Origin of the sequence: Streptomyces sp. 7N604 (genome assembly GCF_052245475.1) — a bacterium.
Taxonomy (GTDB): domain Bacteria; phylum Actinomycetota; class Actinomycetes; order Streptomycetales; family Streptomycetaceae; genus Streptomyces.
This window is the reverse complement of the sequence record NZ_JBQQBX010000002.1, coordinates 69625-85353: the sequence shown is the minus strand read 5'-3', so window position 1 is coordinate 85353 and position 15729 is coordinate 69625. Positions and strand designations below refer to the sequence as shown.

Below are 15729 nucleotides of genomic sequence, written 5' to 3'. Positions count from 1 at the left end.
GGTCGGTAACCATGCAGCACGGTAAGTACCGGTTCATCGTGGGCTTCCTGGCGGCTCCTATGGCGATTTATGTGCTTTTCGTCATATGGCCGTTCGTCCAGTCCATCTACTACTCGTTCACGGACTGGACGGGGCTGAGCCCGGAATTCAAGATGGTGGGCTTCGGCAACTTCGAGCGGATGCTGGACGACGACGTCTTCTGGAAGTCGTTGCAACACAGCGTGATATTCGTCCTGTTGCTGCCGCTGGTGACGCTCAGCCTCGCGCTGTTCTTCGCGTTCATGATCAACGTCGGGGGGCGGCGCCGCAAAGGCGCCGCCATCGCCGGCGTGCGCGGCTCGTCCTTCTACAAAATCGTGTACTTCTTCCCGCAGGTGCTCTCGATCGCGATCGTCGCCCTGCTCTTCCGGTTCGCGTACAACCCCAACAGCGGCGCGCTCAACTCGGCGCTGGAGGCGGTGGGGCTCGGCAGCGTCCAGCCGGACTGGCTCGGAGACCCCGACCTCGCCCTCTGGTGTGTGATGGCGGTCCTGGTCTGGTGCACCGTCGGATTCTTCGTGGTGCTCTTCTCCGCCGGAATGTCCTCCATTCCCAAGGACTTCTACGAGGCGGCACTGCTGGACGGTGCGAGCCGTGTCACGACGTTCTTCAGGATCACCCTGCCGCTGCTCTGGGACACCGTGCAGTCGGGCTGGGTCTATATGGGAATTCTGGCGCTCGGCGCCGAGTCCTTCGCGATCGTGCAGATCATGACCGTGGGCCCCAACGGCGGCGGTCCCGACTACTCCACGACGGTTCTGCCGCTGTATGTGTACGTCAAGGCATTCCGTGACGGCCAGGCGGCCTACGCAACGACCATCGGTGTGGCCCTGCTCGTCATCACGCTGGCTTTCGCGGCCCTCGTGATGCGACTGGGCCGGCGCGAGCGGCTGGAGTACTGATGAAGACCACCGACACTCCTCCCGCCGACGTCAGCGGCGAGCACTCGCCGGTGGACAAGACCAAGCCGGCTCCGGCCGGCCCGGGGGAGAAGGGCCGCGAGGGGACGGTCCTGAACGTCTTCTCGCACGGGATGCTGGTCCTCTGGGCCTTCATGGTCGCCATGCCCCTGCTGTGGGCGGTGATGACCTCCTTCAAAACGGACCGGGAGATCTTCACTTCCCCGTGGAGCCTGCCTTCCTCGCTGCAATTCGGAAACTGGTCGCGAGCCTGGTCCCAGGCGCACATGAGCGACTACTTCCTCAACACCATTCTGGTGGTGGGTGGCTCGCTGATCGGCACGATGGTGCTCGGCTCGATGGCCGCCTACGTGCTGGCGCGCTTCGAATTCCCCGGGAATCGCTTCATCTACTTCCTGTTCATCGGCGGGATGAGCTTCCCGATCATTCTGGCGCTGGTCCCGTTGTTCTACGTCATGAACAACATGGGCCTGCTGAACACGCTGCACGGCCTCGTCCTGGTCTACATCGCGTATTCGCTGCCGTTCACGGTGTTCTTTATGACCGCTTTCTTCCGGACTCTGCCGACATCGGTGGCCGAGGCGGCGTTCATGGACGGCGCCTCGCACACCCGCACCTTCTTCCAGGTGATGCTGCCGATGGCCAAGCCCGGCCTGATCAGCGTCGGGATCTTCAATTTCCTCGGTCAGTGGAACCAGTACATGCTGCCGACGGTGCTCAATACGGACCCGGACAAAAAGGTCCTCCAGCAGGGTCTGGTCCAGCTCGCGGTCAGCCAGGGTTACAAGGGCGACTGGTCGGGGCTCTTCGCCGGCCTGGTGATGGCGATGCTGCCGGTCCTGGCGGCGTACATCATCTTCCAGCGCCAGGTGGTCGCGGGCCTGACGGCCGGCGCCCTGAAGTAAGCGCGTGCACGACAACTCGTACGGGCCGGCGTCCGGGGCCCGTACGAGTTTCTACGTGTGATGGCGCTCATTCGATGCCTCCGCCGCTCAAGGTCTTGACGGGAGACAACCTGGAGGGCTCATCTTAGAGTTCACATGTTGTACACGACGGGGTCCCCAGCGTCGCGGCCCCGTCCTGCCCCCAGCTGGGAGTGATCAGACCGTGGTGGAGACTCCGGGATCGCAGTCGTCGCTGCACCGGGCCAATCTGGAGCGGGTCGTCCGCGCGGTGCGGCTGGCCGGTTCGCTCACTCAGGCGGAGATCGCCCGGAGCACCGGGCTGTCCGCCGCCACGGTCTCCAATATCGTCCGCGAGCTCAAGGACGGTGGAACGGTCGAGGTCACGCCCACATCGGCGGGCGGCAGGCGGGCGCGCAGCGTCTCCCTCAGCGGGGACGCCGGAATCGTCGTCGGCGTGGATTTCGGCCATACCCACCTGAGGGTCGCGGTCGGGAACCTGGCCCACCAGGTGCTCGCCGAAGAGGCCGAGCCGCTGGACGTGGACGCCTCGGCGGCGCAGGGTTTCGACCGCGCGGAGAGCCTGGTCAGCCGACTGATCGCGGCGACCGGCATCGGGCAGGGCAAGGTCATCGGCATCGGGCTCGGCGTACCGGGGCCGATCGACGTCGAGTCCGGCACCCTCGGCTCCAGCGCGATCCTGCCCGGCTGGGCCGGCACCAACCCGCGCGAGGAGCTGACGGGCCGGCTCGGCGTGCCGGTGCACGTCGACAACGACGCCAACCTGGGCGCCCTCGGCGAGCTGGTCTGGGGGAGTGGCCGGGGGGTGAAGGACCTCGCGTACATCAAGGTCGCCAGCGGTGTCGGCGCCGGTCTGGTGATCAACGGGCAGATCTACCGGGGCCCCGGCGGCACGGCCGGGGAGATCGGACACATCACGCTCGACGAGTCGGGACCGGTGTGCCGCTGCGGCAACCGCGGCTGCCTGGAGACCTTCACGGCGGCCCGCTACGTCCTCGGGCTGCTGCGCTCCAGCCACGGCCCGGATCTGACCGTGGAGCGCATGGTGCAGCTCGCGCGGGAGGGCGATCCGGGCTGCCGCCGGGTCGTCGGCGACGTGGGCCGCCACATCGGCAGCGGGGTCGCCAATCTGTGCAACCTCCTCAACCCCAGCCGGGTGGTGCTCGGCGGGGATCTCGCGGAGGCCGGAGAGCTGGTGCTCGCGCCCATCCGGGAGTCGGTCGCGCGTTACGCGATCCCCAGCGCGGCACGGCAGTTGTCCATCGTTCCCGGGGCTCTCGGCGGCCGTGCCGAAGTGCTCGGCGCGCTCGCGCTCGTACTCAATGAAATGGGCGATTCGTCCCTTTTGGATGGATCCCCGTCGGCGCAGGCACCCGCCTTCACTTAGATAACGAATGGCACCGTTGCCATCTCGTTAAGGATTTACTTCTTGACGCTCAGCTGGCGGCCGAGTTGACTTCCAGCCACCTCGGCCGCAACGACGCGGCCTCGTCAGGGAGGTTCCTAGATGAACGCAACGATGCGTCGCGTTGTGATCGGTACGGCCGCGGTCTCCATGGCCCTGTCCATGGCCGCGTGTGGCAAGGCCGGCAGCGACAGTGGTGACAGCGACAACAAGACGATCGGTCTTCTCCTGCCGGAGAACAAGACGACCCGGTACGAGACCTTCGACCGGCCGTTCATGGAGAAGAAGATCAAGTCGCTCTGCAAGGACTGCGACGTCGCGTACAACAACGCCAACCAGGACACCGAGACCCAGAAGAAGCAGTTCGACGCCCTGATCACCAAGGGCGTCAAGGTCATCATCCTGGACGCGGTGGACGCCACCGCGACGAAGTCGTGGGTCGACTCGGCCGCCAAGAAGGGCGTCAAGGTCGTGGCGTACGACCGCCTGGCCGAGGGTGACATCTCCGCCTACGTCTCCTACGACAACGAGAAGATCGGCCAGCTCCAGGGCGAGGGCGTGCTCAAGGCGCTCGGCGACAAGGCCGCCGACAGCCGCGTCGTGATGATCAACGGCTCGCCGACCGACCCCAACGCCGGCCTCTTCAAGTCCGGTGCGCACAAGGTCCTCGACGGCAAGGTCAAGAAGGTCGTCTACGAGCAGGACATCCCGGACTGGTCGCCGGACGAGGCCAACAAGAAGATGGCCGCCGCGATCACCTCTCTCGGCAAGACCGGCTTCGACGCCGTCTACTCCGCGAACGACGGCATGGCGGGCGGCATCATCACCGCCCTGAAGTCGGCCGGTGTCAAGGACGTTCCGGTCGGTGGCCAGGACGCCGAACTCGCCGGTCTGCAGCGGATCCTCTCGGGCTCCCAGACCTTCACGATCTACAAGGGCATCAAGCCGGAGGCCGAGACCACGGCGGAGATCGCGGTCAAGCTCCTCAACGGCGAGGACATTGCCTCGATCACCAAGGAGAAGGTCGACAGCAAGAGCAAGCAGGGCATCCCGGCCATGCTCTACGACGCGCAGATCGTGACCGAGGAGAACATCAAGGACACGATCATCAAGGACCAGGTCTACACGGCCGACCAGATCTGCACGGCCGACTTCGCCAAGGCCTGCAAGGACGCCGGCGTCCAGTAGCCGGTGGCCGTACGTCCACTGGCTGTTGGCCCCTGGCCGTAAGCCCACTGGCCGTACGGCGGCAAGCCCGTCCGGCACCCGCCCCGCCTCCACCCCCGCCGGTGGGGCGGGTGCCGGACAATCCCCGTAGCCCCTCTTGCTCACGCTCCCCCATAGCCTGAACGGCATGGGGGTACCCCCTCCGCCCCGCGCATTCTCAACTGCGCGGAACCCCCCGCCGGTGAGGCGGCGAAGGAGATGATTCACGTGTCCGCTACGCCCGTGCTGGCGTTGCGCGGGGTCTCCAAGCGGTTCGGCGCCGTCCAGGCGCTGACCGATGTCGACCTGGAGATCCACACCGGCGAGGTGGTCGCCCTCGTCGGCGACAACGGCGCCGGAAAGTCCACCCTCGTCAAGACGATCGCGGGCGTGCACCCGATCGACGAGGGCGCCATCGAGTGGCAAGGCAGGCCGGTGGCCATCAACCGGCCCCACGACGCCCAGGACCTGGGCGTCGCCACCGTGTACCAGGACCTGGCCCTGTGCGACAACCTCGACGTCGTCGCCAACCTCTTCCTCGGCAACGAGGTGCGCCGCGCGAGCGTCATCGACGAGGTCGCGATGGAGAAGCGCGCCAAGGAGCTGCTCGACACCCTGGCGATCCGCATCCCCAGCGTGCGCATCCCGATCGCGTCCCTCTCCGGCGGTCAGCGCCAGGTCGTCGCGATCGCCCGCGCCCTGATCGGCGAGCCCAAGGTCGTCATCCTCGACGAGCCGACCGCCGCCCTCGGTGTCGAGCAGACCGCGCAGGTCCTCGACCTGGTCGAGCGGCTGCGCGAGCGGGGCCTCGGCGTCATCCTCATCAGCCACAACATGGCCGATGTGAAGGCGGTCGCGGACCGGGTCGCGGTGCTGCGCCTCGGCCGCAACAACGGTGTCTTCCCCGTCAGGGACACCTCCCACGAAGAGATCATCGCCGCCATCACCGGCGCCACGGACAACGCCGTGACCCGCCGTCAGGCGCGCACCGCGGAGGCAGCACAGTGACTGACACCAAGACCCCGCAGGTGATCGACGACAGCGCGGCCCCGATCCCCGCCGTCGACCCGCGTCTCCTCGTCCGCGAGCAGGGCCTCAGGGGTTACCTGACCGAGTTCAAGCGCAAGGTGCGCGGCGGTGAGCTCGGCTCGATCCCCGTCGTCCTCGGCCTGATCGTCATCGGCGTCATCTTCCAGTCGCTGGACGAGAGTTTCCTGTCCGCCGACAGCCTCAGCAACATCAGCATCTATGTCGCGGGCCAGGGCATCATGGCCGTCGGCATCGTCTTCGTGCTGCTGCTGGGCGAGATCGACCTGTCCGTTGGCTCCGTTGCCGGTGTAGGCGCCGCCATCTGGGCGGTGCTCAGCGTCACCCACCACATGGGTGACAGCCTCGCGGTGCTGGTCGCCATCGCCGCAGGCGCGGTCATCGGCGGCATCCACGGCTTCTTCTTCGCCAAGGTCGGCGTGCCCGCCTTCGTCGTCACGCTGGCCGGATTCCTCGGCTGGAGCGGTCTGCAGATCTGGCTGATGGGCCAGGAAGGCAGCATCAACACGCCGAGCGGCAGCATCGTCGACCAGCTGACGAACTACTACTTCGAGGACATCGCCGCCGCGTACGGCCTGGCTCTCGTCGCGTGCGTCGCGTATCTCGGCTCGATGATGCTCGACAGCAGCCGCCGGCGGTCCGCAGGGCTGCCGGGCCGCCCGCTCAGCGAGATCGTGCTGCGTACGGTCGTTGTCGCGGCCCTCGCCTTCGTCGCGGCGTACGAGCTGAACCAGTCGCGCGGCCTCCCGCTGGCGCTGGTGATCTTCCTGGTGGTGCTGGTCTTCTGCGACTTCGTGGTGCGCCGCACCACGTACGGCCGGCAGATCTTCGCGGTCGGCGGCAACGCCGAGGCCGCTCGCCGCGCCGGTATCAATGTGGAGAAGGTCCGCATCACCGTCTTCGTGATCGCGGGCCTCCTGGCGGCCATCGGCGGACTGTTCATCGCCAGCCTCTCCGGCGGCGCGACCAAGAGCCTGGGGGCGGGCAACACACTCATGAACGTGATCGCGGCGGCCGTCATTGGCGGCACCAGCCTCTTCGGCGGACGCGGCAAGATCTGGTCCGCGCTGCTCGGCATGCTGGTCATCCAGTCGATCCAGCAGGGCCTGAACCTGCTCGGCATGGCCAGCGAGATCCAGTTCATGATCACCGGCGCGGTGCTGCTCGCCGCGGTCGTGATCGACTCGGTCTCCCGCAGGACCCAGAAGTCGGCCGGCCGCACCTGACGACCCGGCCGCTTCACGCGCGCGTGTGCCCGGCATCCCCGTGGTGCCGGGCACACGCGCGTCCTGGTCCATCCGCGTGACGTAGATCGCACCGCCCGTGCCATGCCGCCACGGGCGGAACATTAGACTCGACGGACCGGCAGAGCACGACAGGCACAGCTCGACTGCAAGGAGGCACGGGTGGAGTTGCTGACCCGCATCACGGGACCGCGCGATCTGGACCGGCTCGGCCCGGAGCAGCTGAACCGGCTGGCCGCGGAGATCCGCGCCTTCCTGGTCGAAGCGGTCTCCAAGACGGGCGGTCACCTCGGACCCAACCTGGGCGTCGTCGAACTGACCATCGCGCTGCACCGCGTCTTCGACTCCCCGAAGGACAAGGTGCTCTTCGACACCGGGCACCAGAGCTACGTCCACAAACTGCTCACCGGCCGTCAGGACTTCTCCGGGCTCCGGACCAAGGGCGGCCTCTCCGGCTACCCCTCCCGCGCCGAGTCCGAGCACGACGTCATCGAGAACAGCCACGCCTCGACCGTCCTCGGCTGGGCCGACGGCCTCGCCAAGGCCAACCAGGTGCTGGAGAAGGACGACCATGTCGTCGCGGTCATCGGCGACGGGGCCCTCACCGGCGGCATGGCCTGGGAGGCGCTGAACAACATCGCCGACGCCAAGGACCGCCCGCTCGTCATCGTGGTCAACGACAACGAGCGCTCCTACGCGCCCACCATCGGCGGCCTGGCCAACCACCTCGCCACCCTCCGTACCACCGACGGCTACGAGCGCTTCCTGGCCCGCGGCAAGGACATCCTCGAGCGGACCCCGGTCGTCGGCAGGCCGCTGTACGAGACGCTGCACGGCGCCAAGAAGGGCCTGAAGGACTTCATCGCCCCGCAGGGCATGTTCGAGGACCTCGGCCTGAAGTACGTCGGCCCCATCGACGGCCATGACATCGAGGCCCTGGAGTCGGCGCTGCAGCGCGCCAAGCGCTTCGGCGGCCCGGTCATCGTCCACTGCCTGACGGAGAAGGGCCGCGGCTACCAGCCCGCCGCCCAGGACGAGGCCGACCGCTTCCACGCCGTGCCCGTCATCCACCCCGACACCGGCCTCCCGGTCGCGGCCTCAGGTGCCGACTGGACCTCGGTGTTCGGCGAGGAGATGGTCAAACTCGGCAAGGAGCGCGCGGACATCGTCGCCATCACCGCGGCCATGCTGCAGCCCGTCGGCCTGCAGAAGTTCGCGAAGGCCTTCCCCGAGCGCGTATACGACGTGGGGATCGCGGAGCAGCACGCGGCGGTTTCGGCCGCGGGCCTGGCCACCGGCGGCCTGCACCCGGTCGTCGCCGTCTACGCGACCTTCCTCAACCGCGCCTTCGACCAGGTCCTGATGGATGTGGCCCTGCACAGGTGCGGGGTCACCTTCGTCCTGGACCGGGCCGGGATCACCGGTACCGACGGCGCCTCCCACAACGGCATGTGGGACATGTCGATCCTTCAGGTCGTGCCCGGGCTGCGGATCGCGGCGCCGCGCGACGCCGACCAGCTCCGCGCCCAGCTGCGCGAGGCCGTCGAGGTCGACGATGCCCCGACCGTCGTCCGCTACTCCAAGGGCGCCGTCGGACCCGCCGTCCAGGCGCTGGGCCGGATCGGCGGCATGGACGTGCTCCGCAAGCCGTCCGAGGACACGACCCGTCCGGACGTCCTGCTGGTCTCCGTCGGCGCGCTGGCCCCCATGTGCCTGGAGATCGCCGATCTGCTCGACAGGCAGGGCATCTCCACCACCGTCGTCGACCCGCGCTGGGTCAAGCCGGTCGACGAGCAGCTGCCCGCATTCGCCGAGCAGCACCGGGTCGTCGTCACCGTCGAGGACAACGGCCGTGCCGGAGGCGTCGGATCCGCGGTCGCCCAGGCGCTGCGCGACGCCGGTGTGGACGTGCCGCTGCGCGACTTCGGCATCCCGCCGCGCTTCCTCGACCACGCCTCCCGCAAGGAGGTCATGGCCGATATCGGGCTGACGGCGCCGGACATCGCCCGCCAGGTCACCGGCCTGGTCGCCAAGCTCGACGGGCGGTACGAGGACGAGCCGACCGGGGACGAACCCGCCGAGGCCGCTCGCGACTGACGATTTCCGCAGCATCCCCTGGGCCGGTCGGAAACCCGTACGGGTACGCCGACCGGCCCAGCGCGCTGTACCCCTCACCACCCCATCGGGTGATTCCCGTAGTCCCCGACGGTGTACTCCCTCCCCTGCCCCACGGGTACGAGAAGCATGGCCCGGACGAGTGCGCGCGTGGAGGTGCGACGGTGAGCATCCAGGAACCGAAAAGCCGCAGCGCCGGAAGCTACTTCCGGACCAAGTCGGTGGAGCAGTCCATCCTCGACACGGAGGAGCCGGAACACGGGCTGCGCAAAACGCTGTCCGCCTTCGACCTCACGGTCTTCGGCGTCGGCGCGATCATCGGCACCGGCATCTTCGTCCTGACAGGAGCCGTCGCCAGGAACACGGCGGGCCCCGCGACGGCCCTCGCCTTCGTCGCCGCCGGCGTGGTGTGCGGCCTGGCGGCCATCTGCTACGCCGAATTCGCCTCGACGGTGCCGGTGGCCGGATCCGCGTACACCTTCTCGTACGCCACGCTCGGCGAGCTGATCGCCTGGACCATCGGCTGGGACCTGATTCTCGAGTTCGCACTCGGCACCGCCGTGGTCGCCGTCGGCTGGTCCGGATATGTGCGTTCGCTGATGGACAACGTAGGCTGGCATCTGCCCGATGCGCTGTCGGGCCCCGACGTGGCGGAGGACTTCGGGTTCGACCTCCTGGCCTTCCTGCTGGTGCTCCTGCTGACGGCGATCCTGACCATCGGTGTGAAGCTGTCGGCGCGCCTCACGGCAATCGTGGTCGCGATCAAGGTGACCGTGGTGCTGATCGTCATCATCGCGGGGTCCTTCTTCATCGTCGCCGACAACTGGGACCCGTTCATCCCGGAGTCGGAGGGGACGGTCGAGGGTTCCGGTCTCGACGCGCCGCTCATTCAGCACCTGTTCGGCTATGAGCCCACGACCTTCGGCGTCCAGGGCATCTTCACCGCCGCCGCCGTGGTCTTCTTCGCCTTCATCGGCTTCGACATCGTCGCGACGACCGCCGAGGAGACCAGGAATCCGCAGCGCGACATGCCGCGCGGCATCCTCGGCTCGCTCTTCATCTGCACCGTTCTCTACGTCGCCGTGTCGATCGTGGTGACCGGCATGCAGAACTACCGGCGGCTGAGCGTGGACGCCCCGCTCGCCGACGCCTTCAAGGACACCGGTCACCCGTGGTACGCGGGCGCCATCAGCTTCGGTGCCGCGGTCGGCCTCACCACGGTGTGCATGATTCTGCTGCTCGGCCAGACCCGGGTGTTCTTCGCGATGAGCCGCGACGGGCTCCTCCCCAGGTTCTTCTCCAGGACGCACCCGCATTACGCCACGCCGTACCGGTCGACGATCCTCCTCGGCGTGGTCATCGCCATCATCGCGGGGTTCACCAGCATCACCGAGCTGGCGACGCTGGTGAACATCGGCACGCTCTTCGCGTTCGTCCTCGTCGCCATCGGTGTGATCGTCCTGCGCCGGACCCGGCCCGATCTGCCCCGTGCCTTCCGTACGCCCTGGGTGCCCTGGCTGCCGATCGCCTCGGTGGCCGCATCGACGTGGCTGATGCTTCAGCTGCCCGCCGAGACCTGGGTGCGGTTCGGCGGGTGGATGATCGCCGGTTTCGTCATCTACTTCCTCTACAGCCGGTCGCACAGCCGGATGCACCCGCCGAACCAGTAGCGCGCGCCCGGAGGGACGCCACCGGGAAACGCGACGGCGCCCGCCCGCGGAGTCAACCGCGGGCGGGCGCCGCCCGTTGTACAGGGTCCGGGCTACGCCGGGACCTACGCCGGGACGCTGGCGACGCCCGGTTCCAGGAACTTCTTGCCGTTCACTCGCTCCGAGACGCCCTCGCGGTCCAGGTACGGTGTGATGCCGCCCAGGTGGAAGGGCCAGCCGGCGCCAGTGATCAGGCACAGGTCGATGTCCTGGGCTTCGGCGACGACACCCTCGTCCAGCATGAGGCCGATCTCCTGGGCGACGGCCTCCAGCACGCGGGCGCGCACCTGCTCCTCGGTGAGGACGGTGTCGCCCTGGACCAGCAGCGCGGCGACCTCCGGGTCCAGCTCCGGCTTCCCGGAGTCGTAGACGTAGAAGCCGCGCTTGCCGGCCTTGACCACGGCGGCCAGGTTCTTGGAGACGGTGAACCGGTCCGGGAACGCGCCGTGCAGGGTCTCCGACACGTGCAGGCCGATGGCCGGGCCGACCAGCTCCAGCAGCACCAGCGGGGACATCGGCAGGCCGAGCGGCTCGACGGCCTTCTCCGCGACCGCGACCGGGGTGCCCTCGTCGATGACGTTCTGGATCTCGCCCATGAAGCGGGTGAGGATCCGGTTGACCACGAAGGCCGGGGCGTCCTTGCAGAGGACCGCGGTCTTCTTCAGCTTCTTCGCGACCCCGAAGGCCGTGGCCAGCGAGGCGTCGTCGGTCTTCTCGCCCCGGACGATCTCCAGCAGGGGCAGGACCGCGACCGGGTTGAAGAAGTGGAAGCCGACGACCCGCTCGGGGTGCTTGAGCTTCGAGGCCATCTCGGTGACCGACAGCGAGGAGGTGTTGGTGGCGAGGATGGCGTGCTCCGGCACGACCGCCTCGACCTCGGCGAACACCTTCTGCTTGACGCCCATCTCCTCGAAGACGGCCTCGATGACGAAGTCCGCGTCGCCGAAGCCCGCGGCCTTGTCGAGCGTGCCGGTCACCAGCGCCTTGAGACGGTTGGCCTTGTCCTGGCTGACGCGGCCCTTGAGCAGCAGCTTGTCGATCTCCTCGTGGACGTACCCGACGCCCTTGTCGACGCGCTCCTGGTCGATGTCGGTCAGCACGACCGGCACCTCGAGGCGGCGCGCGAAGAGCAGCGCCAGCTGAGAGGCCATCAGACCGGCGCCGACGACGCCGACCTTGGTGACCGGGCGGGCCAGGTTCTTGTCCGGCGCGCCGGCCGGGCGCTTGCCGCGCTTCTGCACGAGGTTGAAGGCGTAGATGCCGCTGCGCAGCTCGCCGCCCATGATGAGGTCGGCGAGGGCCTGGTCCTCGGCGTCGAAGCCCTGGCGCAGGTCGCCGTTCTTGGCGGCCGCGATGATGTCCAGCGCGCGGTAGGCGGCCGGGGCCGCGCCGTGCACCTTGCCGTCGGCGATGAGCCGGCCGCGCTCGACGGCCTGGTCCCAGGCCTCGCCGCGATCGACCTCGGGGCGTACGACCTCGACGTCGCCCTTGAGGACCGAAGCGGTCCAGATCAGGGACTGCTCCAGGAAGTCAGCGCCCTCGAAGATGGCGTCGGCGATCCCCAGCTCGTGGACCTGCTTGCCCTTGAGCTGCTTGTTCTGGTTGAGCGAGTTCTCGATGATGACCGAGACCGCGCGGTCGGCGCCGATGAGGTTCGGCAGGACCGTGCAGCCGCCCCAGCCCGGGACGAGGCCGAGGAAGACCTCGGGCAGCGAGAAGGCCGGGAGCGCCTTGGACACGGTGCGGTAGCTGCAGTGCAGGCCGACCTCGACACCGCCGCCCATCGCCGCGCCGTTGTAGTACGCGAAGGTGGGCACGGCGAGCGTGGACAGGCGCTTGAAGACATCGTGGCCGCCCTTGCCGATGGCGAGCGCGTCCTCGTGGCGCTTCAGCAACTCGACGCCCTTGAGGTCGGCGCCGACCGCGAAGATGAACGGCTTGCCGGTGATGCCGACGCCGACGATGTCGCCGCCCGCGGCCTCCTTCTCGACCTGGTCGATCGCCGTGTTGAGGTTGGCGAGCGACTGCGGGCCGAAGGTGGTCGGCTTGGTGTGGTCCAGGCCGTTGTCCAGCGTGATGAGCGCGAAGCGCCCAGCACCCTGCGGGAGGTCGAGGTGGCGTACGTGCGCCTGCGTCACGACCTCGTCGGGGAAGAGCTCTGCGGCGCCCTTCAACAGCTCGGCGGTGGTGGTCACTTGCCTGCCCCCTCGAAGTGCGGGTTCTCCCAGATCACGGTGCCGCCCATGCCGAAGCCGACGCACATGGTGGTGATGCCGTAGCGGACGTGCGGCTGCTCCTCGAACTGCCGGGCCAGCTGCGTCATCAGCCGGACGCCGGAGGACGCGAGCGGGTGGCCGAACGCGATCGCGCCGCCGTACTGGTTGACGCGCGGGTCGTCGTCGGCGATGCCGTAGTGGTCGAGCAGGGCCAGCACCTGGACGGCGAAGGCCTCGTTGATCTCGAAAAGGCCGATGTCGTCGATCGAGAGCCCGGCCTTGGCGAGGGCCTTCTGGGTCGACGGGACCGGGCCGATGCCCATGACCTCGGGCTCGACGCCCGCGAAGGCGTACGACACCAGGCGCATCTTGACCGGCAGGCCGAGCTCCTGGGCCACGTCCTCGGCGGCGACGAGGGAGGCGGTCGCACCGTCGTTCAGACCGGCCGCGTTGCCCGCGGTGACCCGGCCGTGCGCGCGGAAGGGGGTCTTGAGGCTCGCCAGGCTCTCCAGCGTGGTGCCCGGGCGCATCGGCTCGTCCGCGGTGGCCAGGCCCCAACCGATCTCGCCCGCCTCGGCGTTCGTACGACGCACGGAGATCGGCACCAGGTCCTGCTGGATCTTGCCGTTGGCGTACGCCTTGGCGGCCTTCTCCTGGCTGCGCACCGCGTACTCGTCGGCGCGCTGCTTGGTGATGTGCGGGAAGCGGTCGTGCAGGTTCTCCGCCGTCATGCCCATGAACATGGCGGACTCGTCGACCAGCTTCTCCGACACGAAGCGCGGGTTGGGGTCCACACCCTCGCCCATCGGGTGGCGGCCCATGTGCTCCACACCGCCCGCGACGACCACGTCGTACGCGCCGAAGGCGACGGAGCCGGCGGTGGTCGTGACGGCGGTCATCGCACCGGCGCACATGCGGTCGATGGAGTAGCCGGGGACCGACTGCGGGAGACCGGCGAGGATGCCCGCGGTACGGCCGAGGGTCAGGCCCTGGTCACCGATCTGCGTGGTCGCGGCGATGGCGACCTCGTCGATGCGGGCCGGGTCCAGGTCCGGGTTACGGCGCAGCAGCTCGCGGATGCACTTGACGATCAGGTCGTCGGCCCGGGTCTCGTGGTAGATGCCCTTCGGGCCCGCCTTGCCGAACGGGGTGCGGACGCCGTCGACGAAGACGACGTCCCTAGCGGTACGAGGCACTTGGCTCTCCTCCTGATGCTTAAGCGGGGCACGGGGCCGCTCGCCGCGGTGGCCGCTCCGCGGTGCGGAGCTGCCCGCGACGGCTGCGAGGCGTGGCTTCCTGCGGCGGCTCTCCACCTCATGCTACTTGTGGGTAACCATGCTGCCCACCCCTGCCGCCCGGAGCGTCGCAGATCACACGTGCGCCGCTGCCGCTGTGGGCATTCGTTCCGCGGGGCGATGGGGGTGCCCCCATGCCGTTCAGGCTATGGGGGAGGGTGGGCACAATGCGGCCACCGGCGTGCAGCCGCGTACGAGGCGGGAACCCCGGCGGCGGGCTGCGCGCCGTCGCCGTCTGCGGGCCGCTGTGCCCACCCGTTCCGCCCCAGCGGAACGAATGCCCACAGCGGTGGCGGGTTTACGCGCTGACCGTCAAGGCTTCCGTCAGGAGAGGGGCCGTCTGGTCGATTTGCCAGGGGCGGGCACCGTGGTCGGCGAGGAAGGCGGAAACCGCCTCCACCGTCGGCTCCACCGGCGGCTCCCAGCACAGCCGCCGCACCGTATCCGGCGTGATCAGGTTCTCCTGCGGCAAGTTCAGGCTCTCCGCCAGCTCCGTCACGCCCGCCCGCGCCGCCGACAGCCTGGCCGCCGCGGCCGGGTCCTTGTCCGCCCAGGAGCGGGGCGGCGGCGGTCCCGTCACCGGCTGGCCCGGCTGGGGCAGCTCCGTCTCGGGGAGCTCCCGGGCCCGTTCCACGGCTGCCTGCCACTGCTCGAGCTGTCTGCGTCCCATCCGGTGGCCGAAGCCGGGCAGCATCGCGAGCGCCTGCGCGCTGGACGGCATCGCGAGGGCGGCCTCGACGATGGCCGCGTCCCCCAGCACCTTGCCCGGGGAGACGTCGCGGCGCTGCGCGATCCGGTCCCGTACGGTCCACATCTCCCGTACGACCGCCATCTGCCGGCGCCGCCGCACCTTGTGCATGCCGGACGTACGGCGCCACGGGTCCTTGCGGGGCGGGGCCGGGGGCGCGGCGGCGATGGCCGCGAACTCCTGGTGGGCCCACTCCAGCTTCCCCTGCCGGTCCAGCTCCTCCTCCAGCGCGTCCCGCAGGTCGATGAGCAGCTCCACGTCCAGCGCGGCGTAGCGCAGCCACGGCTCGGGCAGCGGGCGGGTGGACCAGTCCACGGCGGAGTGGCCCTTCTCCAGGGCGTAGCCCAGGACGCCCTCGACCATGGCGCCGAGGCCGACCCGCGCGAACCCCGCCAGCCGCCCCGCGAGCTCGGTGTCGAACAGCCGCTGCGGCGTCATGCCTATCTCGCGCAGGCACGGCAGGTCCTGGGTCGCGGCGTGCAGCACCCACTCGGAGTCGCCGAGCGCGGTGCCCAGCGCGGACAGGTCGGGACAGCCGACCGGGTCGATCAGGGCGCTGCCCGCGCCGTCGCGGCGCAGCTGTACGAGATACGCGCGCTGCCCGTAGCGGTAGCCGGACGCGCGCTCGGCATCGACGGCGACGGGGCCGGATCCGGCGGCGAAGGCCGTGACGATCTCGGCGAGTGCGGCGGAGGTGCTGGTCACCGGCGGAATGCCCTCGTGGGGCTCGAGCAAGGGGACCGGCGCCGGTTTGAGGTCCGGGCCCGCGGTGGCGACTGCTGGTGTGGCAGTTCCCCGGGGCGTTCGCAGTGTGCGGTCTGCTGCGGTCTCTTGGGCGTCGGTCACCAGTCAAGAGTATCCG

The 15729-nt window shown here is 69.0% G+C and carries 11 protein-coding genes; 8 read left to right on the top strand and 3 right to left on the bottom strand.

Annotation, left to right across the window (positions count from 1 at the left end; all coding sequences use genetic code 11):
* Positions 1-11: 11 nt before the first annotated feature.
* The 8 genes from ACTWP8_RS02665 to ACTWP8_RS02630 all read left to right on the top strand — a co-directional run bounded on the left by ACTWP8_RS02665 (position 12) and on the right by ACTWP8_RS02630 (position 10569).
* The gene (locus tag ACTWP8_RS02665) at positions 12-941 is read left to right on the top strand and encodes a carbohydrate ABC transporter permease (RefSeq protein ID WP_443320521.1); all 930 of its coding nucleotides are present in this window, start codon (positions 12-14) and stop codon (positions 939-941) included.
* Positions 941-1864, top strand: a complete 924-nt coding sequence (locus ACTWP8_RS02660) for a carbohydrate ABC transporter permease (protein ID WP_443320520.1) — start codon at positions 941-943, stop codon at positions 1862-1864. Before ACTWP8_RS02665 ends, ACTWP8_RS02660 begins: the two co-directional genes overlap by 1 nt.
* Positions 1865-2069: 205 nt before the next feature.
* Positions 2070-3269, top strand: a complete 1200-nt coding sequence (locus tag ACTWP8_RS02655; protein ID WP_443320705.1) for an ROK family transcriptional regulator — start codon at positions 2070-2072, stop codon at positions 3267-3269.
* A gap of 120 nt (positions 3270-3389) precedes the next feature.
* Positions 3390-4475, top strand: a complete 1086-nt coding sequence (locus ACTWP8_RS02650) for a sugar ABC transporter substrate-binding protein (RefSeq protein ID WP_443320519.1) — start codon at positions 3390-3392, stop codon at positions 4473-4475.
* Positions 4476-4712: 237 nt separating this feature from the next.
* Positions 4713-5501, top strand: coding sequence for an ATP-binding cassette domain-containing protein (locus ACTWP8_RS02645; RefSeq protein WP_443314536.1), 789 nt, complete (start codon positions 4713-4715; stop codon positions 5499-5501).
* Positions 5498-6766, top strand: coding sequence for a sugar ABC transporter permease (locus tag ACTWP8_RS02640; protein WP_443320518.1), 1269 nt, complete (start codon positions 5498-5500; stop codon positions 6764-6766). Before ACTWP8_RS02645 ends, ACTWP8_RS02640 begins: the two co-directional genes overlap by 4 nt.
* A 180-nt stretch (positions 6767-6946) precedes the next feature.
* Positions 6947-8881 (top strand): 1-deoxy-D-xylulose-5-phosphate synthase, encoded by a 1935-nt coding sequence (gene dxs, locus ACTWP8_RS02635; protein ID WP_443320517.1) that lies wholly within the window; start codon positions 6947-6949, stop codon positions 8879-8881.
* A gap of 182 nt (positions 8882-9063) precedes the next feature.
* The gene (locus tag ACTWP8_RS02630) at positions 9064-10569 is read left to right on the top strand and encodes an amino acid permease (RefSeq protein WP_443320516.1); all 1506 of its coding nucleotides are present in this window, start codon (positions 9064-9066) and stop codon (positions 10567-10569) included.
* A gap of 104 nt (positions 10570-10673) precedes the next feature.
* Here the strand turns inward: ACTWP8_RS02630 and ACTWP8_RS02625 are convergent, their stop codons facing one another.
* The 3 genes from ACTWP8_RS02625 to ACTWP8_RS02615 all read right to left on the bottom strand — a co-directional run bounded on the left by ACTWP8_RS02625 (position 10674) and on the right by ACTWP8_RS02615 (position 15713).
* Positions 10674-12803, bottom strand: coding sequence for a 3-hydroxyacyl-CoA dehydrogenase NAD-binding domain-containing protein (locus ACTWP8_RS02625; protein ID WP_443320515.1), 2130 nt, complete (start codon positions 12801-12803; stop codon positions 10674-10676).
* A complete protein-coding gene (locus tag ACTWP8_RS02620) occupies positions 12800-14020 on the bottom strand; it encodes a thiolase family protein (protein ID WP_443320514.1) in 1221 nt (406 codons plus the stop codon). Before ACTWP8_RS02620 ends, ACTWP8_RS02625 begins: the two co-directional genes overlap by 4 nt.
* Before the next feature lie 397 nt (positions 14021-14417).
* Positions 14418-15713 (bottom strand): HRDC domain-containing protein, encoded by a 1296-nt coding sequence (locus tag ACTWP8_RS02615; RefSeq protein WP_443320513.1) that lies wholly within the window; start codon positions 15711-15713, stop codon positions 14418-14420.
* Between the last annotated feature and the right edge of the window lie 16 nt (positions 15714-15729).